The 23,844-nt window shown below is 37.4% G+C and carries 8 protein-coding genes and 1 other RNA gene; 4 read left to right on the plus strand and 5 right to left on the minus strand.

What is annotated here, in order from left to right; all coding sequences use genetic code 11:
* Positions 1 to 6 precede the first annotated feature (6 nt).
* Positions 7 to 332, minus strand: an RNA gene (gene rnpB / locus ACXX8U_RS08070) — RNase P RNA component class A.
* A gap of 188 nt (positions 333 to 520) precedes the next feature.
* On the opposite strand from rnpB, the gene ACXX8U_RS08075 reads away from it, so the two are divergent.
* Positions 521 to 1,183 (plus strand): hypothetical protein, encoded by a 663-nt coding sequence (locus ACXX8U_RS08075; RefSeq protein WP_458565407.1) that lies wholly within the window; start codon positions 521 to 523, stop codon positions 1,181 to 1,183.
* A gap of 48 nt (positions 1,184 to 1,231) precedes the next feature.
* A complete protein-coding gene (gene dnaX / locus ACXX8U_RS08080) occupies positions 1,232 to 2,317 on the plus strand; it encodes a DNA polymerase III subunit gamma/tau (RefSeq protein WP_166137880.1) in 1,086 nt (361 codons plus the stop codon).
* 28 nt (positions 2,318 to 2,345) lie between these two features.
* Here dnaX and ACXX8U_RS08085 read toward each other — a convergent pair whose 3' ends face one another.
* On the minus strand, positions 2,346 to 2,549 hold the full coding sequence (locus ACXX8U_RS08085; RefSeq protein WP_458565408.1) for a hypothetical protein: 204 nt from the start codon (positions 2,547 to 2,549) through the stop codon (positions 2,346 to 2,348).
* 43 nt (positions 2,550 to 2,592) lie between these two features.
* On the opposite strand from ACXX8U_RS08085, the gene ACXX8U_RS08090 reads away from it, so the two are divergent.
* Complete coding sequence (locus tag ACXX8U_RS08090; protein WP_458565409.1) at positions 2,593 to 2,973, plus strand: DUF8439 domain-containing protein; 381 nt, start codon at positions 2,593 to 2,595, stop codon at positions 2,971 to 2,973.
* 1 nt (position 2,974) lies between these two features.
* Here the strand turns inward: ACXX8U_RS08090 and ACXX8U_RS08095 are convergent, their stop codons facing one another.
* The 3 genes from ACXX8U_RS08095 to ACXX8U_RS08105 all read right to left on the minus strand — a co-directional run bounded on the left by ACXX8U_RS08095 (position 2,975) and on the right by ACXX8U_RS08105 (position 6,510).
* Positions 2,975 to 3,865, minus strand: a complete 891-nt coding sequence (locus ACXX8U_RS08095) for a Ppx/GppA phosphatase family protein (RefSeq protein WP_166137883.1) — start codon at positions 3,863 to 3,865, stop codon at positions 2,975 to 2,977.
* A gap of 69 nt (positions 3,866 to 3,934) precedes the next feature.
* Positions 3,935 to 6,028 carry a polyphosphate kinase 1 gene (gene ppk1 / locus ACXX8U_RS08100; protein WP_458565410.1) on the minus strand — a complete coding sequence of 698 codons (2,094 nt, stop codon included), beginning with the start codon at positions 6,026 to 6,028 and terminating at the stop codon, positions 3,935 to 3,937.
* The gene (locus ACXX8U_RS08105; RefSeq protein ID WP_458565411.1) at positions 6,025 to 6,510 is read right to left on the minus strand and encodes a SixA phosphatase family protein; all 486 of its coding nucleotides are present in this window, start codon (positions 6,508 to 6,510) and stop codon (positions 6,025 to 6,027) included. The genes ppk1 and ACXX8U_RS08105 overlap by 4 nt, the downstream gene beginning before the upstream one ends.
* A gap of 557 nt (positions 6,511 to 7,067) precedes the next feature.
* Here ACXX8U_RS08105 and ACXX8U_RS08110 point away from each other — a divergent pair.
* Positions 7,068 to 23,753 (plus strand): MBG domain-containing protein, encoded by a 16,686-nt coding sequence (locus ACXX8U_RS08110; protein WP_458565412.1) that lies wholly within the window; start codon positions 7,068 to 7,070, stop codon positions 23,751 to 23,753.
* Positions 23,754 to 23,844 lie beyond the last annotated feature (91 nt).

The following is a 23,844-nucleotide window of genomic DNA, read 5'->3' on the forward strand; positions in this document are numbered from 1 at the left end:
TTGTAGAAAAAAAGCAGACCTATAAGCCGGATTCTGTATCTCGATTACTCGAAACCCTTATCATTTATCTAGATCACACATTACTGCGTAACTCAAGCTATCTACCCTTCAGCAACGAACGAGAAGCCCTTAAATGCTGATATACTTGATATTTCACCGCATAGAGTTTACCTGGTTTCACTACAGCATTACCTGTACATACTTTCTGTTGCACTTGTCCTAATCGCGTTCGTAAAAACGCAACCGACGGGTGTTACCCGCTATGCTTCTCTGTGGTGTCCGGACTTTCCTCCCTCCCGATAAATCGGGACGACGATAAGGCGGTCTGCTGTGCAAAAGTAACTTTTTTTAGGAGCTAATCCCGCTATTCGTTCCAATCTTTTTGTTTTTTAAAGAAAAAAACAAAAAGGATTTCCACTACTATCGGGGCTATGAATTCTCGATATTCAATATGATTTTTTTTGTTAATAAAATTATTTAAATAAAATACGTATCCTTGTAAACATATTTTACAAAAAAAATGAAATTTCAAAAAATACTATTTTTACTAACTTTCATTTGTTTTAACAAAGCTTTTTCTTGTGATTGTCCACCTCATAAAAGAGAGACGATGGTTTCAAAAGGACTTGAAAAAGCAGAAATAGTTTTTTTTGGAGAGTTAATAAAAATTGATTCTATATCTCGAACTTATTCATTTAGAATAATTGAAACGTTTAAGGGCAGTTATAATAACTATCTAATAAAAGGAAAAGCAATTAATAATAATTGTGAAATATTTCCCTTCAAAAAAGATTTATGGATAGTCTATGCAAGTTTTAATAAAGACAATACAATTCATCTTAATTATTGTTTGCCATCTCAAACTATAGATATTCCTGCTGGCTTTTTACCTCCAATTCCATTATATACATCCTCGGAAAGTAGAATTACAAAAATTGATTCTTTAAGTAATGAAATCGATAATTTAAATATTAGGAATGAAACGATGTCAAATTGGTTTTACCAATTAGAACAATTAAGAGCTTATAAATTATCTCAAAATAAAATTTCTAAAAATCAGAAAAACTCATTTTATGTCAAAGCTCTAATCATTTCTTTGATTATTAATGGACTATTGCTTTCAGTTCTAATATTGATAGTATTAGGGAAAAGATTTTCTGCAAATAAACAAATTAGCGATTAAACAAATCAACAAAAACCCTATATTTGCTCACATTAATTATAGATTTTTATGGAGCAATTTGTAGTATCGGCACGTAAATACCGCCCGCAAACATTTAAAGATGTTGTAGGGCAAAAAGCCATTACCAATACTTTATTGAACGCCATAGAAAGCAATCACTTGGCTTCCGCCCTATTGTTTACGGGACCACGCGGAGTGGGAAAAACCACCTGTGCTAGAATCTTAGCTCGCAAAATCAATCAACCTGGTTATGATGACCCAAATGAAGATTTTGCTTTCAATGTTTTTGAACTTGATGCGGCCTCCAATAACTCTGTTGATGACATTCGTAATTTAATTGACCAAGTTAGAATCCCGCCACAAACAGGGCAATACAAAGTATACATTATTGATGAGGTGCACATGCTGTCATCGGCAGCTTTTAATGCTTTCTTAAAAACATTAGAAGAACCGCCTAAGCACGCCATTTTTATTTTGGCCACGACCGAAAAACACAAAATCATCCCAACGATACTTTCTCGTTGTCAAATTTTCGACTTCAAACGCATTACCGTAAAAGACGCTAAAGAGCACTTAGCTGAAGTTGCAACTAGTCAAGGTGTAGTTTTTGAAGATGATGCACTGCATATCATTGCCCAAAAGGCTGATGGAGCCATGCGTGACGCGCTGTCCATATTTGATCGTGTGGTTTCGTTTTGTGGTAAAAACTTAACACGACAAGCGGTAACCGAAAACTTAAATGTTTTAGATTACGAAACCTACATCAATGTTACCGATTTGATTCTGGAAAATAAAATTCCAGACCTGTTAATTGCCTTTAATGAAATTTTGGCCAAAGGTTTTGATGCACATCATTTTGTATCGGGATTGGCTACTCATTTTAGAGATTTATTGGTATCAAAAAATCCTGCTACTTTAACTCTTTTAGAAGTTGGCGAAGCTGCACAGCAAATGTATGCAACGCAATCACAAAAATGCAGTCAAGATTTTCTACTACAAGGAATTGAAATTGCAAACGACTGTGATTTGAAATACAAAGTCAGTCAAAACCAACGACTCTTAGTCGAACTTTGCTTAATGCAATTGGCCTCTATCACTTTTGATGGAGAAAAAAAAAAGTTGAGCAATTTATAATCCCGCCCACACATTTCCGTAAATCGGATTATTCTATTGTTGATAATAGTTCTAACACAACTGCTACTGCTAAAACCGCCGAAGCATTAAACGTAACTACGACAACTACAATTGAACAACCAAAACCACTGGTACCCGTTGAAGCGAAGCCAAATCCTATTGTAGCACCCGCAGCTTCTGTACCAACAGAGGGGAAAGTATCTGCATTTTCACTTGCCAGTATTAGAGCCAAAAAAGCACTAGAGGAAAGCACCAAAGGAATTGTAAAAGAAGTATTGCACTTACCTACAGAACCTTTTACAGAGACTGAAATGCTAGTGTATTGGAACAAATATGCACAACGCTTAGGAGAAAAAGGTTTCAAAATTATGGAGTCGCTCCTATTGATTAACGATCCAAAACTAAACGGAACCGCAATTACTATCGAACTTCCTAATGAGGGTTCAAAGTTAGATTTCGAAAGAGAATTGATTGGATTATTGGGGTATTTGCGTGGTCATTTACACAATCACGATATTACTATTGAAGTGATAGTTAATGAAACTATAGAACACAAACGCAGTTTTACAGATCAAGACCGCTACAACCGCTTTTTAGAAATCAATCCGAACATTGAGCTTTTACGCACAACATTCGGATTGGATTTAGATGCTTAATTTATATTTTACCAAAGTACATGGCTTTTACAATTCCGTCAGAAAGTCCAATTTTTGGCACGTAAATCTGTCTGGCGCCACTCCATTTCATGGCATTCAGATATATTCTAGTAGCCGGAATAATTACATCAGCACGATCCGGATTTAAGCCTAATTCCGCCACTCTTTGCTCATACGACAAGGAGTTCAAAAATGCATATTGAGAGTTGATGTAAATGTACGAAAGTGGCTTTTCTTGCGGTTTACCAGACATTTTAAACAACTTATTGATGTTTCCACCAGAGCCAATTAAAGTTACCTCTTCGTAATCTTGCGTGTTGGTTTTGATCCATTTTTCAATTTCGTCCCAGACTACATCGCAAACCATATTATTTAACAAGCGTACCGTTCCTGCTTTGAATGATCTCGAATTAATCATTTTACCATTCGAAAATAGAGTGAATTCGGTACTTCCGCCACCTACATCAACAAACAAATAGGTTTGATCTGTTTTTAGCAAATGATGCAAATCTGTTGAAGCAATAATTGCTGCTTCCTTTTTTCCATCAATAATTTCAATCTTAATATCGGCCTTTTTCTTAATGATCGCCACCACTTCTTTGGCATTGTAAGCTTCGCGCATGGCAGAGGTTGCAAAAGCCATATAACGCTCTACTTTATGCACTTTCATAAGCAAGTTGAATGCCTTCATAGCATCGCACATGCGGTCAATATTTTCAGGCGAAATTTCACCTACTGTAAAGGCATCCTGACCCAAACGAATGGGCACACGCACGAGGGAACTTTTATTAAATTGTGGTTCTTTACCGTCTTGCTCTACAATGTTTGCAATTAGCAATCGCATGGCATTCGAGCCAATATCTATTGCTGCATACTTTTTAATTTTAATCATTTTTTACTGCTGTTTTTTCTTTGCAATTACACTGTTTTTTTCATAAAAATCGAACACAAAAAAGACTCGCTAATTTTGTGCCAATTCTTCGTTATGAGCAAGTTCATCTAATTTTTTTTGGTAATATTTGTACGTTTCTAATTGCGCTCTAAAAATAGGATTATGATTGCGCGCTCGGTATTTATTATCTAATTTATACGAATGAAAACGGGCTTTTACATTTCCCTTCCAAGCGATATCAAAATTGTCAATTAACTCATTTTTAATGTTTTGATCGTAAATAGGACATGTAACTTCTACACGGCCATCTAAATTTCGAGTCATAAAATCAGCCGAAGAAATGAAAACTTCTGTTTGCCCTGCATTGCCAAAAATATACACTCTAGAATGTTCTAAATAATTATCAACAATACTGATAGCCTCGATATTTTCACTCATACCTGCAATGCCCGGAATCAAGGAACAAATACCACGAATTTCAAGCTGAATTTTCACACCTGCTCTACTCGCTTCATACAATTTATCGATCATTTCTAAATCAGATAAACTATTCATTTTAAGCTTAATATGTGTTTTTCTTCCAGCTAATGCGTGTGTGATTTCGCGATCAATTAATTTAATAAATCGTGTTCTAGTGTAATGCGGAGAAACGATCAAATGCTTGTAGCGATGCACACGATAATTGATGTCAAAAAACTCAAAAATACGCATGATATCTTTAAGGATTTGTTGGTGACTTGTAAAAAGAGTTACATCCGTATAGATCTTGGCAGTTGACTCATTAAAGTTACCAGTCGAGATAAATCCGTAACGTTTGATTTTAAGATTTTCTACTCGTTCAATAACACATATTTTACTGTGTACTTTTAGGCCTTTAATACCGAAAATAAGTTCAATACCTTCGAGTTGCATTTGCTCTGCATAGGAAATATTCGAAGCTTCATCAAATCGCGCTTGCAATTCTATTTGTACCGTTACTTTTTTACCATTTTTAGCAGCATTAATCAATGAACTGATGATTTGCGAATTCTTCGCTAAACGGTATAACGTAATTTTAATTGATATTACCTTTGGGTCTAAGGCAGCTTCGCGCAAAAACTTAGTCAAGTATGAAAATGACTGGTAAGGAGCATGAAGTAAATAGTCGCGTTCGCTAATTTTTTCGAGCATACTTCCTTCTAAACTCAAACCAGGAATTGGCAACGGATCATTAGTTTGATACAACAAATCTTGTCTTCCTAAATTTGGGAAATTCATATAATCTCTCCTATTGTGATACCTTCCGCCTGGAATGATACTATCGGTAGAAACGATTTTCATTTTATCCAAAAAGAAATTCAAAGTGTCTGGCTCAATCAACTGATCGTATATAAAACGAACCGGCTCACCAATACGTCGGTCTTTGACACTTAGCGTGATTTTTTCAATCATACTTTTACTTAAATCACTATCGATATCTAATTGAGCATCTCTGGTAATTTTAATCATGTGTGCAGAAACACTTTCGTAGTCGAAAATATTAAAAATATTACTGAGATTGTGACGGATCACATCATCAAGCAAAATAATATATTGTTTTTCATTGATTGTGGGTAATACCACAAAACGATTTATAGTAGTTGGAATTTCGATTACTGCGTAACGCACCTCGGCAGTATGATTCATTACCAATTTTACAGCCAAGTAACCAGAAGTATCTTTTAAAACAGGAAACTCAGCCAAATCGTTAAGAATTATAGTAACCAACTCGGGACTGACTTTTTGAATAAAAAAATCTTTCAGAAAGAGTTCTTGCTCGGCATCAATATCAGCTTCAGTGATGATGAAAATGTTTTTGGTCTCGAGTTCACTTTCGATGATATTCAGAATTCGCAAACTTTCGGACTGCTGCTGAATTACAATTTCGGTAATATCCTTAACTAATTGTTGCGCCGAGATACCGCCTAGATATTTTTCGCCAGTAATACCTGCTAAACTCAAGCGCCTAATAGCAGCAAAACGAACTCTAAAAAATTCGTCTAAATTATTAGAAAATATACCTAAAAACCGAAGTCGATCTAGTAAAGGAACTGATGAATCTCCCGCCTCCTGTAATACGCGAGCATTAAATGCCAACCAACTTTTTTCACGATCAATATATTTGTATGCAACTGCTTTATTCATTTTAAATCTTTGGGAAATAGTACTGTTTTTGTTATACCTTTTTTATTAAAATTCCAATCATCGCTATCAAATTGTATAGCTACAAAACCTGCAGTTGATACATTAGCTACAGGTACAGATCCAAATTTATTTACAAAATCAGTTAAGGCATTATTGTGTCCGAAAATGATTAAATTATCAATAGCATTTGGGCAACTTCTTATAACTTTTTCCAGCTGCTTGGATTCAAAAGTATAAAGGTCGTATTTGTAATTGATACTTTCAAGAGGAAAGCCAACATTTTGAGCAAAAATTAATGCAGTGCTTGATGTTCTCTTAGCCTCACTACACCAAATTGAGTAGGATTTTGGCAATAAATCCTTTACATGAAGCGCAATAGAATGAGCGTCTTTAATTCCTTGACAAGTTAGACCTCTATCAATATCTTTCACAGGAACTTCCCAACTAGATTTGGCATGGCGAATCAAAATAAGTTCTTTCATAAACTTTTATTAAAAACCTTAATTTATTAACGTTGAAAGTTACACGAAATAAAGCACTTTTACAAACAAATAATTTTTGCAAAAAGTGACATAAAACGACATCGATAATTAGCAGTGCAAAATCATTAATAATACTAATTTGCTTACAATATTAACACAAAGTAATCAAATGTTGACTTAAATTAAAACATACGTAGAAGTACTTGTATAATGTAATTCAACGGTTATTTAAGTTTTTAAAAGGAAAAATAATGGTAATACAATTTTAACATTTAATTTAGCAAAGTATTATTAGATACTTGCTCAACAGTCAAATTGACAATGATTAAATAAACAAGCAAAAATTAAAATTATTTTACATATAAACACCTGATTTATAGACACATAAAAACAAAATAAAGTTATAAAAAACATAATTATTATCCCTTATTTTTTGGAAAAATTAAGGTGATAATTAATTACTGTTTTGTTGTTTTAGAATACAAAATAATCAATACATTGAACAGGTAAAAAGCTGCTATAATGAAAGCTGTTTTTTCACAAAATAAAATAAACACATGAGCAAAATTACTCACAAAAAATTAAAATTAATTCAGGGATTTATATTCTTTATATTCTTTTTTATCTCCCTTTCTAGTTATAGTCAAACTCCGAGATTTACTGATCCCACATTATACTCGGGAATAGATAAAACGGCTGGTGCTAAGTATCGTTATACAAACGTAACCAATGTGAACGGTACAGATGTTGATGCTATTTTATCTGTTGTAAGTATTAAAGATGCCACAATTGTGGACATTGATAACCCCAACAATGGTAGTGGAAGTTTGAGAGATCGATTTCAACCTGTTATTACTACAAAAAGGTCAAATGGTTATGTTCAATTCACTTTTGATTTTTACAAAGCGGGAACTTACGGCACACCTCAAGAACTTAAAATTGATTTAAGTTCATTTACCTTTGAAGCGCTAGATTTAGATGGAAATGAGTTTTTCGATGTGCTGCGACCTTCTAACGAATTAATAATTTTAGAATTAAACAGTTTTCTTACCATTCTTCCAAATTTAATTGATCAATTTACAAGAATTCAAGGACCATCCAATTCTGTAGACCCGATAAGTATTACAAACACTAGATATATTGCTGCTATTAATTATGGTAATGTTAATTCTGTAACTTTTAGATTAGGAAATAGTACTCAATCAAGTAATAGACAAAGTTCCATAAGTTTCGGAGAAGTTACGTTTTCTGTGCCAACAGCTCCAACTGCAAATAATGATAATAAATTGTGTAATACTTACGGACCAGTAAGTATTGACGTTACAGCAAATGATGTAGATGCAAACAGAAATTTAAATACAAATTCAGTTGATTTAAACCCAACTGCTGTGGGTAGACAGACAACATTATCTGTAACCAATCAAGGTAATTGGTCTGTAAACAATACTGGTGTGGTAACTTTTACTCCATTAACGACTTTTAAAGGAGACCCAACACCTATTAGATATACAATTAGCGACAGTACACCATTAATGTCGAATGAGGCTACCATAACAATTACATACACTCCTGAAAAACCAATTGCATCTGTAACCTCTCAGCCTACTTGTGCAGTAGCAACCGGATCAATAACTGTTTCTTCTCCAACAGGAAATGGATTAACATATAGCATTAACGGAACGAATTATCAAAACACAAGTGGGATTTTTACAAATATTCCAGCAGGTACTTATTCTGTTACAGCTAAATCATCTTCTGGCTGTATATCAAGTGCTACTTCTTTAACAATTAATAGCCAACCTGCAACTCCTAATGCTCCAGTTTCTGGAGGAAATCAAACTGTTTGTAGTGATGGTAGTACCACTCAAACCTTAACTGCAACTGCAACAGGTGGAACCATAACTTGGTATGATTCAGCAACTGCTGGAAATGTAGTTAATGCTCCAACCCAAGTTGGTGTTGGAACTAAAACTTATTATGCGCAAGCATCAAACGGAACTTGCTCTAGTTTGACTAGAACTGCAGTCACTTTAACAATCACTCCTTTACCAGGACAACCAATCGCAACAAACTACGAATACTGCCAGGATGCTATAGCTCAACCGCTAAGCGCTAATGCAAGTTCAGCTGGAGGAACATTATTTTATTTTAGTTCGTTAAATGGCACTCCTCAAACCAGTATTACACCAAGTACCACTACTGCCGGGCAGTTCACTTATTATGTTGCCGAACAACGTAATTCATGTTTTGGTCCAAAATCTCCGATAACTGTAATCGTTCACCCGAAAACAATTATTAGTACACAACCGATATCAAAAGCTATTATCTACGGAAATAGTACCACGTTTACAATCTCAAGTTCTAATGCTACTGCTTACCAGTGGCAGGTTAATACCGGATCTGGTTTTAGTAATATCACAAACAATTCTATTTATAGTAACGCAACAACTTCAACCCTTACAGTTAATAATCCTGCTGTTAGTATGAATTCATACCTGTACAGAGTAATACTGACTGGAACAGGAAATTGTAACCAAGTAACTTCAAGTGAAGCAACTCTGACTGTTACTCCTAAGGCTGCAACTGTAGTAGCTGTTGATAAAACTAAAGTATACGGTGCAGCTAATCCTGCTTTGACTGCAACTGTTACAGGAGCTATTAGCGGAGATACTATTAACTATACATTAGCGACCACTGCAACGACTGCCTCAAATGTGGGTGCTTATCCAATCGTAGTAACTTTAGGAAGCAATCCTAATTATACGGTTACTAAAACAGACGCAACTCTGACTGTTACTCCTAAGGCTGCAACTGTAGTAGCTGTTGATAAAACTAAAGTATACGGTGATGCCAATCCAGCTTTGACCGCAACTGTTACAGGAACTATTAGCGGAGATACCATTAACTACTCACTAGCAACCACTGCAACGACTACTTCAAATGTGGGAGCTTATCCAATCGCAGTAACTTTAGGAAGCAATCCTAATTATACTATTTCTAAAACAGACGCAACTCTGACTGTTACTCCTAAAACTGCGACTGTAGTAGCTGCGAATAAAACGAAAGTATACGGTGATGCTAATCCAGCGTTGACTGCAACTGTTACTGGAGCTATCAATGGAGATACTATTAATTATACCCTAGCAACCACTGCAACGACTGCTTCAAATGTGGGAGCTTATCCAATTTCAGTAACTTTAGGAAGCAATCCTAATTATACTGTTTCTAAAACAGATGCAACTCTGACTGTTACTCCTAAGACTGCAACCGTAGTAGCTGTTGATAAAACTAAAGTATACGGTGATGCCAATCCAGCTTTGACCGCAACTGTTACAGGAACTATTAGCGGAGATACCATTAACTACTCACTAGCAACCACTGCAACGACTACTTCAAATATTGGAACTTATCCAATTACGGTAACTTTAGGAAGCAATCCTAATTATACGGTTACTAAAACAGACGCAACTCTGACTGTTACTCCTAAGACTGCAACTGTAGTAGCTGTTGATAAAACTAAAATTTACGGTGACGTTAATCCAGCTTTGACTGCAACTGTTACAGGAACTATTAGCGGAGATACCATTAACTACTCACTAGCAACCACTGCAACGACTACTTCAAATATTGGAACTTATCCAATTACGGTAACTTTAGGAAGCAATCCTAATTATACGGTTACTAAAACAGACGCAACTCTGACTGTTACTCCTAAGACTGCAACTGTAGTAGCTGTTGATAAAACTAAAATTTACGGTGACGTTAATCCAGCTTTGACTGCAACTGTTACAGGAGCTATTAGCGGAGATACTATTAACTATACATTAGCAACCACTGCATCGACTACTTCAAATATTGGAACTTATCCAATTACGGTAACTTTAGGAAGCAATCCTAATTATACGGTTACTAAAACAGACGCAACTCTGACTGTTACTCCTAAGACTGCAACTGTAGTAGCTGTTGATAAAACTAAAATTTACGGTGACGTTAATCCAGCTTTGACTGCAACTGTTACAGGAACTATTAGCGGAGATACCATTAACTACTCACTAGCAACCACTGCAACGACTACTTCAAATATTGGAACTTATCCAATTACGGTAACTTTAGGAAGCAATCCTAATTATACGGTTACTAAAACAGACGCAACTCTGACTGTTACTCCTAAGACTGCAACTGTAGTAGCTGTTGATAAAACTAAAATTTACGGTGACGTTAATCCAGCTTTGACTGCAACTGTTACAGGAGCTATTAGCGGAGATACTATTAACTATACATTAGCAACCACTGCATCGACTACTTCAAATATTGGAACTTATCCAATCGTTGTGACTTTAGGAAGCAATCCTAATTATACTGTTTCTAAAACAGATGCAACTCTGACTGTCACTCCTAAGACTGCAACTGTAGTAGCTGCTGATAAAACTAAAGTATACGGTGATGCTAATCCAACTTTGACTGCAACTGTTACAGGAGCTATTAGCGGAGATACTATTAACTATACATTAGCAACCACTGCATCGACTACTTCAAATATTGGAACTTATCCAATCGTTGTGACTTTAGGAAGCAATCCTAATTATACTGTTTCTAAAACAGATGCAACTCTGACTGTCACTCCTAAGACTGCAACTGTAGTAGCTGCTGATAAAACTAAAGTATACGGTGATGCTAATCCAACTTTGACTGCAACTGTTACAGGAGCTATTAGCGGAGATACCATTAACTACTCACTAGCAACCACTGCAACGACTACTTCAAATGTGGGAGCTTATCCAATTTCAGTAACTTTAGGAAGCAATCCTAATTATACTGTTTCTAAAACAGATGCAACTCTGACTGTTACTCCTAAGACTGCAACCGTAGTAGCTGTTGATAAAACTAAAGTATACGGTGATGCCAATCCAGCTTTGACCGCAACTGTTACTGGTGCTATCAATGGAGATACTATTAACTATACCCTAGCAACCACTGCAACGACTACTTCAAATGTAGGAACTTATCCAATCGCGGTGACTTTAGGAACCAATCCTAATTATACGGTTACTAAAACAGATGCAAATCTTACTATTACCCCTAAGACTGCAACTGTAGTAGCTGCTGATAAAACTAAAGTATACGGTGACGTTAATCCAGCGTTGACTGCAACTGTTACTGGAGCTATCCATGGAGATACTATTAACTATACCCTAGCAACCACTGCAACGACTGCTTCAAATGTGGGAGCTTATCCAATTTCAGTAACTTTAGGAAGCAATCCTAATTATACTGTTTCTAAAACAGATGCAACTCTGACTGTTACTCCTAAGACTGCAACCGTAGTAGCTGTTGATAAAACTAAAGTATACGGTTATGCCAATCCAGCTTTGACCGCAACTGTTACTGGTGCTATCAATGGAGATACTATTAACTATACCCTAGCAACCACTGCAACGACTACTTCAAATGTAGGAACTTATCCAATCGCGGTGACTTTAGGAACCAATCCTAATTATACTGTTACCAAAACAGATGCAAATCTTACTATTACCCCTAAGACTGCAACTGTAGTAGCTGCTGATAAAACTAAAGTATACGGTGACGTTAATCCTGCTCTAACAGCCGTGGTGACTGGTGGTGTAAACGGAGATACGATTAACTATACCCTAGCAACCACTGCAACGACTACATCAAATGTGGGAACTTATCCAATCGTTGCGACTTTAGGAAGCAATCCTAATTATACTGTTACCAAAACAGACGCAAATCTTACTGTTACCCCTAAAACTGCAACTGTAGTAGCTGCTGATAAAACGAAAGTATACGGTGACGTTAATCCAACTTTGACTGCAACTGTTACTGGTGCTATCAATGGAGATAATATTAACTATACCCTAGCAACCACTGCAACGACTACATCAAATATAGGAACTTATCCAATCGCGGTGACTTTAGGAACCAATCCTAATTATACTGTTACCAAAACAGATGCAACACTTACTGTTACCCCTAAGACTGCAACTGTAGTAGCTACTGATAAAACTAAAGTATACGGTGACGTTAATCCAACTTTAACAGCTGTGGTGACTGGTGCTATCAATGGAGATACTATTAACTATACCCTAGCTACCACTGCAACGACTACATCAAATGTAGGAACTTATCCAATCGTAGTGACTTTAGGAACTAATCCTAACTATAGCATTACTCCAGTAAACGGAACTTTGACTGTAACTCCAAAAGCTATTGATGTTTTGGTTACGGCTGATAATAAAACAAAAGTATACGGTGAAGCTAATCCTGCTTTAACTGCTGTAGTAACTGGTGCTGTAAACGGGGATGTGATTGATTACTCTCTTGCAACTCCTGCAACACAGTTCTCTAACGTAGGTGCTTACCCTATCGAAGTGACTTTAGGAAACAATCCTAATTATAATATTACTCCTGTAAACGGAACTTTGACTGTAACTCCAAAAGCTATTGATGTTTTGGTTACGGCTGATAATAAAACAAAAGTATACGGTGAAGCTAATCCTGCTTTGACTGCTGTAGTAACGGGTGCTGTAAACGGAGATACTATTAACTACACCCTAGCAACTTCTGCTACGCAGTTCTCGAACGTAGGTTCTTACCCTATCGTAGTGACTTTAGGTAGCAATCCTAATTATAACATTACTCCTGTAAACGGAACTTTAACAGTTACGCCTAAAGCTATTGATGTTTTGGTTACGGCTGATAATAAAACAAAAGTATACGGTGAAGCTAATCCTGCTTTAACTGCTGTAGTAACTGGTGCTGTAAACGGGGATGTGATTGATTACTCTCTTGCAACTCCTGCAACACAGTTCTCTAACGTAGGTGCTTACCCTATCGAAGTGACTTTAGGAAACAATCCTAATTATAATATTACTCCTGTAAACGGAACTTTGACTGTAACTCCAAAAGCTATTGATGTTTTGGTTACGGCTGATAATAAAACAAAAGTATACGGTGAAGCTAATCCTGCTTTGACTGCTGTAGTAACGGGTGCTGTAAACGGAGATACTATTAACTACACCCTAGCAACTTCTGCTACGCAGTTCTCGAACGTAGGTTCTTACCCTATCGTAGTGACTTTAGGTAGCAATCCTAATTATAACATTACTCCTGTAAACGGAACTTTAACAGTTACGCCTAAAGCTATTGATGTTTTGGTTACGGCTGATAATAAAACAAAAGTATACGGTGAAGCTAATCCTGCTTTAACAGCCGTGGTGACTGGTGCTGTAAACGGAGATACTATTAATTACACCCTAGCAACTTCTGCTACTCAGTTCTCTAACGTAGGTTCTTACCCTATCGTAGTGACTTTAGGTAGCAATCCTAATTATAACATTACTCCAGTAAACGGAACTTTGACAGTTACGCCTAAAGCTATTGATGTTTTGGTTACTGCTGATAATAAAACAAAAGTATACGGTGAAGCTAATCCTGCTCTTACTGCTGTAGTAACGGGTGCTGTAGCGGGTGGAGATGCCATCAACTATACGCTTGCTACTACTGCAACGCAGTTCTCTAATGTAGGTTCTTACCCTATCGTGGTGACTTTAGGTAGCAATCCTAATTATAACATTACTCCAGTAAACGGAACTTTGACAGTTACTCCAAAAGCTATTGATGTTTTGGTTACTGCTGATGATAAAACAAAAGTATACGGTGACATTAATCCTGCTTTAACAGCCGTGGTGACTGGTGCTGTAAATGGAGATGTGATTGATTACTCTCTTGCTACTACTGCTACGCAGTTCTCTAACGTAGGTACTTATCCAATCGTGGTGACTTTAGGAACTAATCATAACTATAACATTACTCCAGTAAACGGAAATTTAACAGTTACGCCTAAAGCTATTGATGTTTTGGTTACTGCTGATGATAAAACGAAAGTATACGGTGATCTTAATCCTGCTTTAACTGCTGTAGTAACTGGTGCTGTAGCGGGTGGAGATGCCATCAACTATACTCTTGCTACTACTGCAACGCAGTTCTCTAACGTAGGTACTTATCCAATCGTGGTGACTTTAGGTAGTAATCCTAACTACACGGTTACTCCTGTAAATGGTACTTTGACAGTAACTCCAAAAGCTATTAATGTTTTGGTTACTGCTAATGATAAAACAAAAGTATACGGTGAAGCTAATCCTGCTCTTACTGCCGTAGTAACGGGTGCTGTAGCGGGTGGAGATGCCATCAACTATACCCTTGCTACTACTGCAACGCAGTTCTCTAACGTAGGTACTTATCCAATCGTGGTGACTTTAGGTAGTAATCCTAACTACACGGTTACTCCTGTAAATGGTACTTTGACAGTAACTCCAAAAGCTATTGATGTTTTGGTTACTGCTGATGATAAAACGAAAGTATACGGTGAAGCTAATCCTGCTTTAACTGCTGTAGTAACTGGTGCTGTAGCGGGTGGAGATACCATCAACTATACTCTTGCTACTACTGCAACGCAGTTCTCTAACGTAGGTACTTATCCAATCGTGGTGACTTTAGGAACTAATCCTAACTACACGGTTACTCCTGTAAATGGTACTTTGACAGTAACTCCAAAAGCTATTGATGTTTTGGTTACTGCTGATGATAAAACGAAAGTATACGGTGAAGCTAATCCTGCTTTAACTGCTGTAGTAACTGGTACTGTAGCGAGTGGAGATGCCATCAACTATACTCTTGCTACTACTGCAACGCAGTTCTCTAACGTAGGTACTTATCCAATCGTGGTGACTTTAGGTAGTAATCCTAACTACACGGTTACTCCTGTAAATGGTACTTTGACAGTAACGCCAAAAGCTATTGATGTTTTGGTTACTGCTAATGATAAAACAAAAGTATACGGTGAAGCTAATCCTGCTTTAACTGCTGTAGTAACTGGTGCTGTAGCGGGTGGAGATGCCATCAACTATACTCTTGCTACTACTGCAACGCAGTTCTCTAACGTAGGTACTTATCCAATCGTGGTGACTTTAGGTAGTAATCCTAACTACACGGTTACTCCTGTAAATGGTACTTTGACAGTAACGCCAAAAGCTATTGATGTTTTGGTTACTGCTGATGATAAAACGAAAGTATACGGTGAAGCTAATCCTGCTCTTACTGCTGTAGTAACTGGTGCTGTAGCGGGTGGAGATGCCATCAACTATACTCTTGCTACTACTGCAACGCAGTTCTCTAACGTAGGTACTTATCCAATCGTGGTGACTTTAGGTAGTAATCCTAACTACACGGTTACTCCTGTAAATGGTACTTTGACAGTAACTCCAAAAGCTATTAATGTTTTGGTTACTGCTAATGATAAAACAAAAGTATACGGTGAAGCTAATCCTGCTCTTACCGCTGTAGTAAGCGGTGCTGTAAACGGAGATGTTATTGATTACTCTCTTGCAACTTCTGCTACTCAGTTCTCTAACGCAGGTGCTTACCCAATCGTAGTGACTTTAGGAACTAATCCTAACTATAACATTACTCCAGTAAACGGAACTTTGACTGTAACTCCTAAAGCTATTGATGTAGTAGTTACTGCTGATGATAAAACAAAAGTATACGGTGAGGCAAATCCTGCTTTAACAGCGGTGGTAACGGGTGCTGTAAACGGGGATGTGATTGATTACTCTCTTGCAACTCCTGCGATGCAGTTCTCTAACGTAGGTTCTTACCCAATCGTAGTGACTTTAGGAACTAATCCTAATTATAACATTACTCCAGTAAACGGAACTTTGACAGTTACGCCTAAAGCTATTGATGTAGTAGTTACTGCTGATGATAAAACGAAAGTATACGGTGAAGCTAATCCTGCTCTTACTGCTTTAGTAACGGGTGCTGTAGCGGGTGGAGATGCTATCAACTATAACCTTACTACTCCTGCAACGCAGTTCTCTAATGTAGGTTCTTACCCTATCGTGGTGACTTTAGGTAGTAATCCTAATTATAACATTACTCCAGTAAACGGAACTTTGACAGTTACGCCTAAAGCTATTGATGTAGTAGTTACTGCTGATGATAAAACGAAAGTATACGGTGAAGCTAATCCTGCTCTTACTGCTGTAGTAACGGGTGCTGTAGCGGGTGGAGATGCTATCAACTATAACCTTACTACTCCTGCAACGCAGTTCTCTAATGTAGGTTCTTACCCTATCGTGGTGACTTTAGGTAGTAATCCTAATTATAACATTACTCCAGTAAACGGAACTTTGACAGTTACGCCTAAAGCTATTGATGTAGTAGTTACTGCTGATGATAAAACGAAAGTATACGGTGAAGCTAATCCTGCTCTTACTGCTGTAGTAACGGGTGCTGTAAACGGAGATACTATTAACTACACCCTATCAACTTCTGCAACGCAGTTCTCTAACGTAGGTTCTTACCCTATCGTAGTGACTTTAGGAACTAATCCTAACTATCGCATTACTCCAGTAAACGGAACTTTGACTGTAACTCCAAAAGCTATTGATGTTTTGGTTACTGCTGATAATAAAACGAAAGTATACGGTGAAGCTAATCCTGCTCTTACTGCTGTAGTAACGGGTGCTGTAGCAGGTGGTGATGCCATCAACTATTCTCTTGCTACTTCTGCTACGCAGTTCTCTAATGTAGGTTCTTACCCAATCGTGGTAACTTTAGGTAGTAATCCTAACTACACAGTTACTCCTGTAAACGGAACTTTGACTGTAACTCCAAAAGCTATTGATGTTTTGGTTACGGCTGATAATAAAACAAAAGTATACGGTGAAGCTAATCCTGCTTTAACTGCCGTAGTAACGGGTGCTGTAAACGGAGATACTATTAACTACACTCTTGCAACTTCTGCTACGCAGTTCTCTAATGTAGGTTCTTACCCAATCGAAGTGACTTTAGGTAGTAATCCTAACTACACTGTTACTCCTGTAAACGGAACTTTGACTGTAACTCCAAAAGCTATTGATGTTTTGGTTACGGCTGATAATAAAACAAAAGTATACGGTGAAGCTAATCCTGCTTTAACTGCCGTAGTAACTGGTGCTGTAGCGGGTGGAGATGTCATCAACTACTCTCTTGCTACTACTGCAACGCAGTTCTCTAATGTAGGTTCTTACCCAATCGTGGTAACTTTAGGTAGTAATCCTAATTATAACATTACTCCTGTAAACGGAACTTTGACTGTAACTCCAAAAGCTATTGATGTTTTGGTTACTGCTGATAATAAAACGAAAGTATACGGTGAAGCTAATCCTGCTTTAACTGCTGTGGTAACTGGTGCTGTAAATGGAGATGTGATTGATTACTCTCTTGCTACTACTGCAACGCAGTTCTCTAATGTAGGTTCTTACCCTATCGTAGTGACTTTAGGTAGTAATCCTAACTACACGGTTACTGCTGTAAATGGTACTTTAACTGTAACTCCAAAAGCTATTGATGTTTTGGTTACGGCTGATGAAAAAACAAAAGTATACGGTGACGTTAATCCTGATCTAACAGCGGTGGTGACTGGTGCTGTAAACGGAGATACTATTAACTACACCCTAGCAACTTCTGCTACTCAGTTCTCTAACGTAGGTTCTTACCCTATCGAAGTAACTTTAGGAACTAATCCTAACTACACGGTTACTCCAGTAAACGGAACTTTAACAGTTACGCCTAAAGCTATTGATGTTTTAGTTACGGCTGATAATAAAACAAAAGTATACGGTGAAGCTAATCCTGCTTTAACTGCCGTAGTAACTGGTGCTGTAGCGGGTGGAGATGTCATCAACTACTCTCTTGCTACTACTGCAACGCAGTTCTCTAATGTAGGTTCTTACCCAATCGTGGTAACTTTAGGTAGTAATCCTAATTATAACATTACTCCTGTAAACGGAACTTTGACTGTAACTCCAAAAGCTATTGATGTTTTGGTTACTGCTGATAATAAAACGAAAGTATACGGTGAAGCTAATCCTGCTTTAACTGCTGTGGTAACTGGTGCTGTAAATGGAGATGTGATTGATTACTCTCTTGCTACTACTGCAACGCAGTTCTCTAATGTAGGTTCTTACCCTATCGTGGTGACTTTAGGTAGTAATCCTAATTATAACATTACTCCAGTAAACGGAACTTTGACTGTAACTCCTAAAGCTATTGATGTAGTAGTTACTGCTGATGATAAAACAAAAGTATACGGTGATCTTAATCCTGCTTTAACAGCCGTGGTGACTGGTGCTGTAAACGGAGATACTATTAACTATACCCTAGCAACTTCTGCAACGCAGTTCTCTAATGTAGGTTCTTACCCTATCGTAGTGACTTTAGGAACTAATCCTAACTATAGCATTACTCCAGTAAACGGAACTTTAACAGTTACTCCAAAAGCTATTAATGTTTTGGTTACTGCTGATGATAAAACGAAAGTATACGGTGAAGCTAATCCTGCTCTTACTGCTGTAGTAACGGGTGCTGTAAACGGAGATACTATTAACTACACTCTTGCAACTTCTGCTACTCAGTTCTCTAACGTAGGTTCTTACCCTATCGTAGTGACTTTAGGAACTAATCCTAACTATAACATTACTCCAGTAAACGGAACTTTAACAGTTACGCCTAAAGCTATTGATGTTTTGGTTACGGCTGATAATAAAACGAAAGTATACGGTGACATTAATCCTACTCTTACTGCTGTAGTAACGGGTGCTGTAAACGGGGATACTATTAACTATACACTAGAAACTTCTGCTACGCAGTTCTCTAACGTAGGTTCTTATCCTATCGAAGTAACTTTAGGAACTAATCCTAACTATAACATTACTCCAGTAAACGGAACTTTGACAGTTACGCCTAAAGCTATTGATGTAGTAGTTACTGCTGATGATAAAACGAAAGTATACGGTGATCTTAACCCTGCTCTAACAGCCGTGGTAACGGGTGCTGTAAACGGAGATACGATTAACTACACTCTTGCAACTTCTGCTACTCAGTTCTCTAACGTAGGTGCTTACCCTATCGTAGTGACTTTAGGAACTAATCCTAATTATAATGTTACTGCTGTAAACGGAACTTTGACTGTAACTCCAAAAGCTATTGATGTTTTGGTTACGGCTGATGATAAAACAAAAGTATACGGTGAAGCTAATCCTGCTTTAACTGCTGTAGTAACTGGTGCTGTAGCGGGTGGAGATACGATTAACTATACCCTTGCAACTTCTGCTACGCAGTTCTCGAACGTAGGTTCTTACCCTATCGTAGTGACTTTAGGAACTAATCCTAACTATAATATTACTCCAGTAAACGGAACTTTAACAGTTACTCCAAAAGATATTAATGTTTTGGTTACTGCTGATGATAAAACGAAAGTATACGGTGAAGCTAATCCTGCTTTAACTGCTGTAGTAACTGGTGCTGTAGCGGGTGGAGATACGATTAACTATACCCTTGCAACTTCTGCTACGCAGTTCTCGAACGTAGGTTCTTACCCTATCGTAGTGACTTTAGGAACTAATCCTAACTATAATATTACTCCAGTAAACGGAACTTTAACAGTTACTCCAAAAGATATTAATGTTTTGGTTACTGCTGATGATAAAACGAAAGTATACGGTGAAGCTAATCCTGCTTTAACTGCTGTAGTAACTGGTGCTGTAGCGGGTGGAGATACGATTAACTATACCCTTGCAACTTCTGCTACGCAGTTCTCGAACGTAGGTTCTTACCCTATCGTAGTGACTTTAGGAACAAATCCTAACTATAATATTACTCCAGTAAACGGAACTTTAACAGTTACTCCAAAAGCTATTAATGTTTTGGTTACTGCTGATGATAAAACGAAAGTATACGGTGAAGCTAATCCTGCTCTTACTGCTGTAGTAACGGGTGCTGTAAACGGGGATACTATTAACTACACCCTAGCAACTTCTGCTACGCAGTTCTCTAACGTAGGTTCTTACCCTATCGTAGTGACTTTAGGAACTAATCCTAACTATAGCATTACTCCAGTAAACGGAACTTTGACTGTAACTCCAAAAGCTATTGATGTTTTGGTTACGGCTGATGATAAAACAAAAGTATACGGTGAAGCTAATCCTGCTTTAACTGCTGTAGTAACTGGTGCTGTAAACGGAGATACGATTAACTACACTCTTGCAACTTCTGCTACTCAGTTCTCTAACGTAGGTGCTTACCCAATCGTAGTGACTTTAGGAACTAATCCTAACTATAACATTACTCCAGTAAACGGAACTTTAACTGTAACTCCAAAAGCTATTGATGTAGTAGTTACTGCTGATGATAAAACAAAAGTATACGGTGACATTAATCCTGCTTTAACAGCCGTGGTTACTGGTGCTGTAAACGGAGATACTATTAACTACACTCTTGCAACTTCTGCTACGCAGTTCTCTAACGTAGGTTCTTACCCAATCGTAGTGACTTTAGGAACTAATCCTAACTATAACATTACTCCAGTAAACGGAACTTTGACAGTTACGCCTAAAGCTATTGATGTAGTAGTTACTGCTGATGATAAAACGAAAGTATACGGTGATCTTAACCCTGCTCTAACAGCCGTGGTGACTGGTGCTGTAAACGGAGATACGATTAACTACACTCTTGCAACTTCTGCTACTCAGTTCTCTAACGTAGGTTCTTACCCTATCGTAGTGACTTTAGGTAGCAATCCTAATTATAACATTACTCCTGTAAACGGAACTTTAACAGTTACGCCTAAAGCTATTGATGTAGTCGTTACTGCTGATGATAAAACAAAAGTTTACGGTGATCTTAATCCTGCTCTAACAGCGGTGGTGGATGGTGCTGTAAACGGAGATACGATTAACTATACTCTTGCTACTACTGCAACGCAGTTCTCTAATGTAGGTTCTTACCCTATCGTAGTGACTTTAGGTAGTAATCCTAACTACACGGTTACTCCTGTAAACGGAACCTTGACTGTAACTCCAAAAGCTATTGATATTTTGGTTACGGCTGATGATAAAACAAAAGTATACGGTGACGCTAATCCTGCTCTTACTGCTGTGGTAACGGGTGCTGTAGCGGGTGGAGATACCATCAACTATACTCTTGCTACTACTGCTACGCAGTTCTCTAATGTAGGTTCTTACCCTATCGTAGTGACTTTAGGTAGTAATCCTAACTACACGGTTACTGCTGTAAATGGTACTTTGACTGTAACTCCAAAAGCTATTGATGTTTTGGTTACGGCTGATGATAAAACAAAAGTATACGGTGATCTTAATCCTACTCTTACTGCTGTGGTAACGGGTGCTGTAAATGGAGATGTTATTGATTACTCTCTTGCAACTTCTGCTACTCAGTTCTCTAACGTAGGTTCTTACCCAATCGTAGTGACTTTAGGTAGTAATCCTAACTACACGGTTACTGCTGTAAATGGTACTTTGACGGTAACTCCAAAAGCTATTGATGTTTTGGTTACGGCTGATGATAAAACAAAAGTATACGGTGAAGCTAATCCTGCTCTAACTGCTGTGGTAACGGGTGCTGTAAATGGAGATGTTATTGATTACTCTCTTGCAACTTCTGCAACGCAGTTCTCTAACGTAGGTTCTTACCCTATCGTAGTGACTTTAGGTAATAATCCTAATTATAATGTTACTGCTGTAAACGGAACCTTGACTGTAACTCCTAAAGCTATTGATGTTTTGGTTACGGCTGATGATAAAACAAAAGTATACGGTGAAGCTAATCCTGCTCTTACTGCTGTGGTAACGGGTGCTGTAAATGGAGATGTTATTGATTACTCTCTTGCAACTTCTGCAACGCAGTTCTCTAACGTAGGTTCTTACCCTATCGTAGTGACTTTAGGTAATAATCCTAATTATAATGTTACTGCTGTAAACGGAACTTTAACAGTTACGCCTCTTAAAATTCTCGCAAAAGACGATGCAATTACAGCAACAGCCGGCACAACAGATGCTGGTAACGTATTACTGGATAACGGTTCTGGAAAAGATACATTAAATGGAGAACAAGCTACAACAACACTTGTGGTAATAACTGTAACAAGACCTGCAACGTCTGCTACAAATTCACCTGTACCTGTACTCAACCCTAGCAATGGACAAGTAAGTATTCCTTTCGGGACAATACCAGGAACATACGAAATCAAATATGAAATTTGCGAAATTATAAACCCTACTAATTGTTCAAATGCAACTGTGATAATCACAGTAAATGAACCTACCTATAATCCTGGAATTTCAGTTTTGAAAGAAGGTACCTATGTAGACAAAGATGGTAACGGAAAAGCAAACATTGGTGATGTAGTACAATATACATTTGTAATAAAAAACACTGGCGATGTAGACTTGACAAACGTAGTTTTGACAGATAATAACGCTGTTGTAAACGGTGGACCTATCGCTCTTTTAGCTGTTGGTGCAACAAATTCTACAACATATACAGCAGTTCATACAATAACTCAAAATGATATTGATGCTGGCTTTGTGTATAATTTAGCAACAGTAAAAGGTAGCTTACCAAATGGATCAACTATATCAGCAACATCTACTGATCCAACACCTTGCACGACCTGTCCAGTAATTCCAACTTGTACAACATGTACGATAACACCAATTTCACAAAATCCTAGTTTATTGGTTGTAAAAACATCTAGTACTGAAAACTATATCAGTGTTGGAGACATAATCAATTACACCATTAAAGTCACAAACAATGGAAATGTAACTTTAGCACAGATTGTTGTAACTGACCCACTTACTGGTATGAATGAAACTATCGACACTTTACTACCAGGAGCGTCTAAAGAATACGAGCAAAGCTATAGAGTAACTCAAAGCGACATCACTAATTTAAGTGTGACAAACGTGGCTTTTGCAAAAGGAAAAACACCTCAAAATAATGAGGTTAGCACTTCTGATGACGCAGTCGTAGAAGCTGCAATTGTATTAGGATGTGGAAATATTAAAGTTCGTAATGCTTTCTCACCGAACGGTGATGGTATTAATGAAGTGTTTGTTATTGACAATATTGACGCAACATGCTACCCTGAAAATACAGTTGAAATTTACAACCGTTGGGGAGTTTTAGTATTCGAAACGAAAAATTACAATAACGAAACTAATAACTTTGATGGTACTTCTAGAGGTAGATCGACAATTCAACAATCTGCTGGACTACCAACTGGAACTTACTTCTATATTTTAACATACAAATCAGTAGATGACAGTAATAGAGTTGAAACTAAAAAATTAGATGGATATTTGTATCTTTCTAGATAATCATAAATACAATCCTAGGGAACAACATCCTTAGGATTGCATTTAAAATTATGCACACTAACACAAAGAAGAAATAAATCGATTACAACCT

The sequence above is a fragment of the Flavobacterium sp. GNP001 genome (assembly GCF_054343775.1).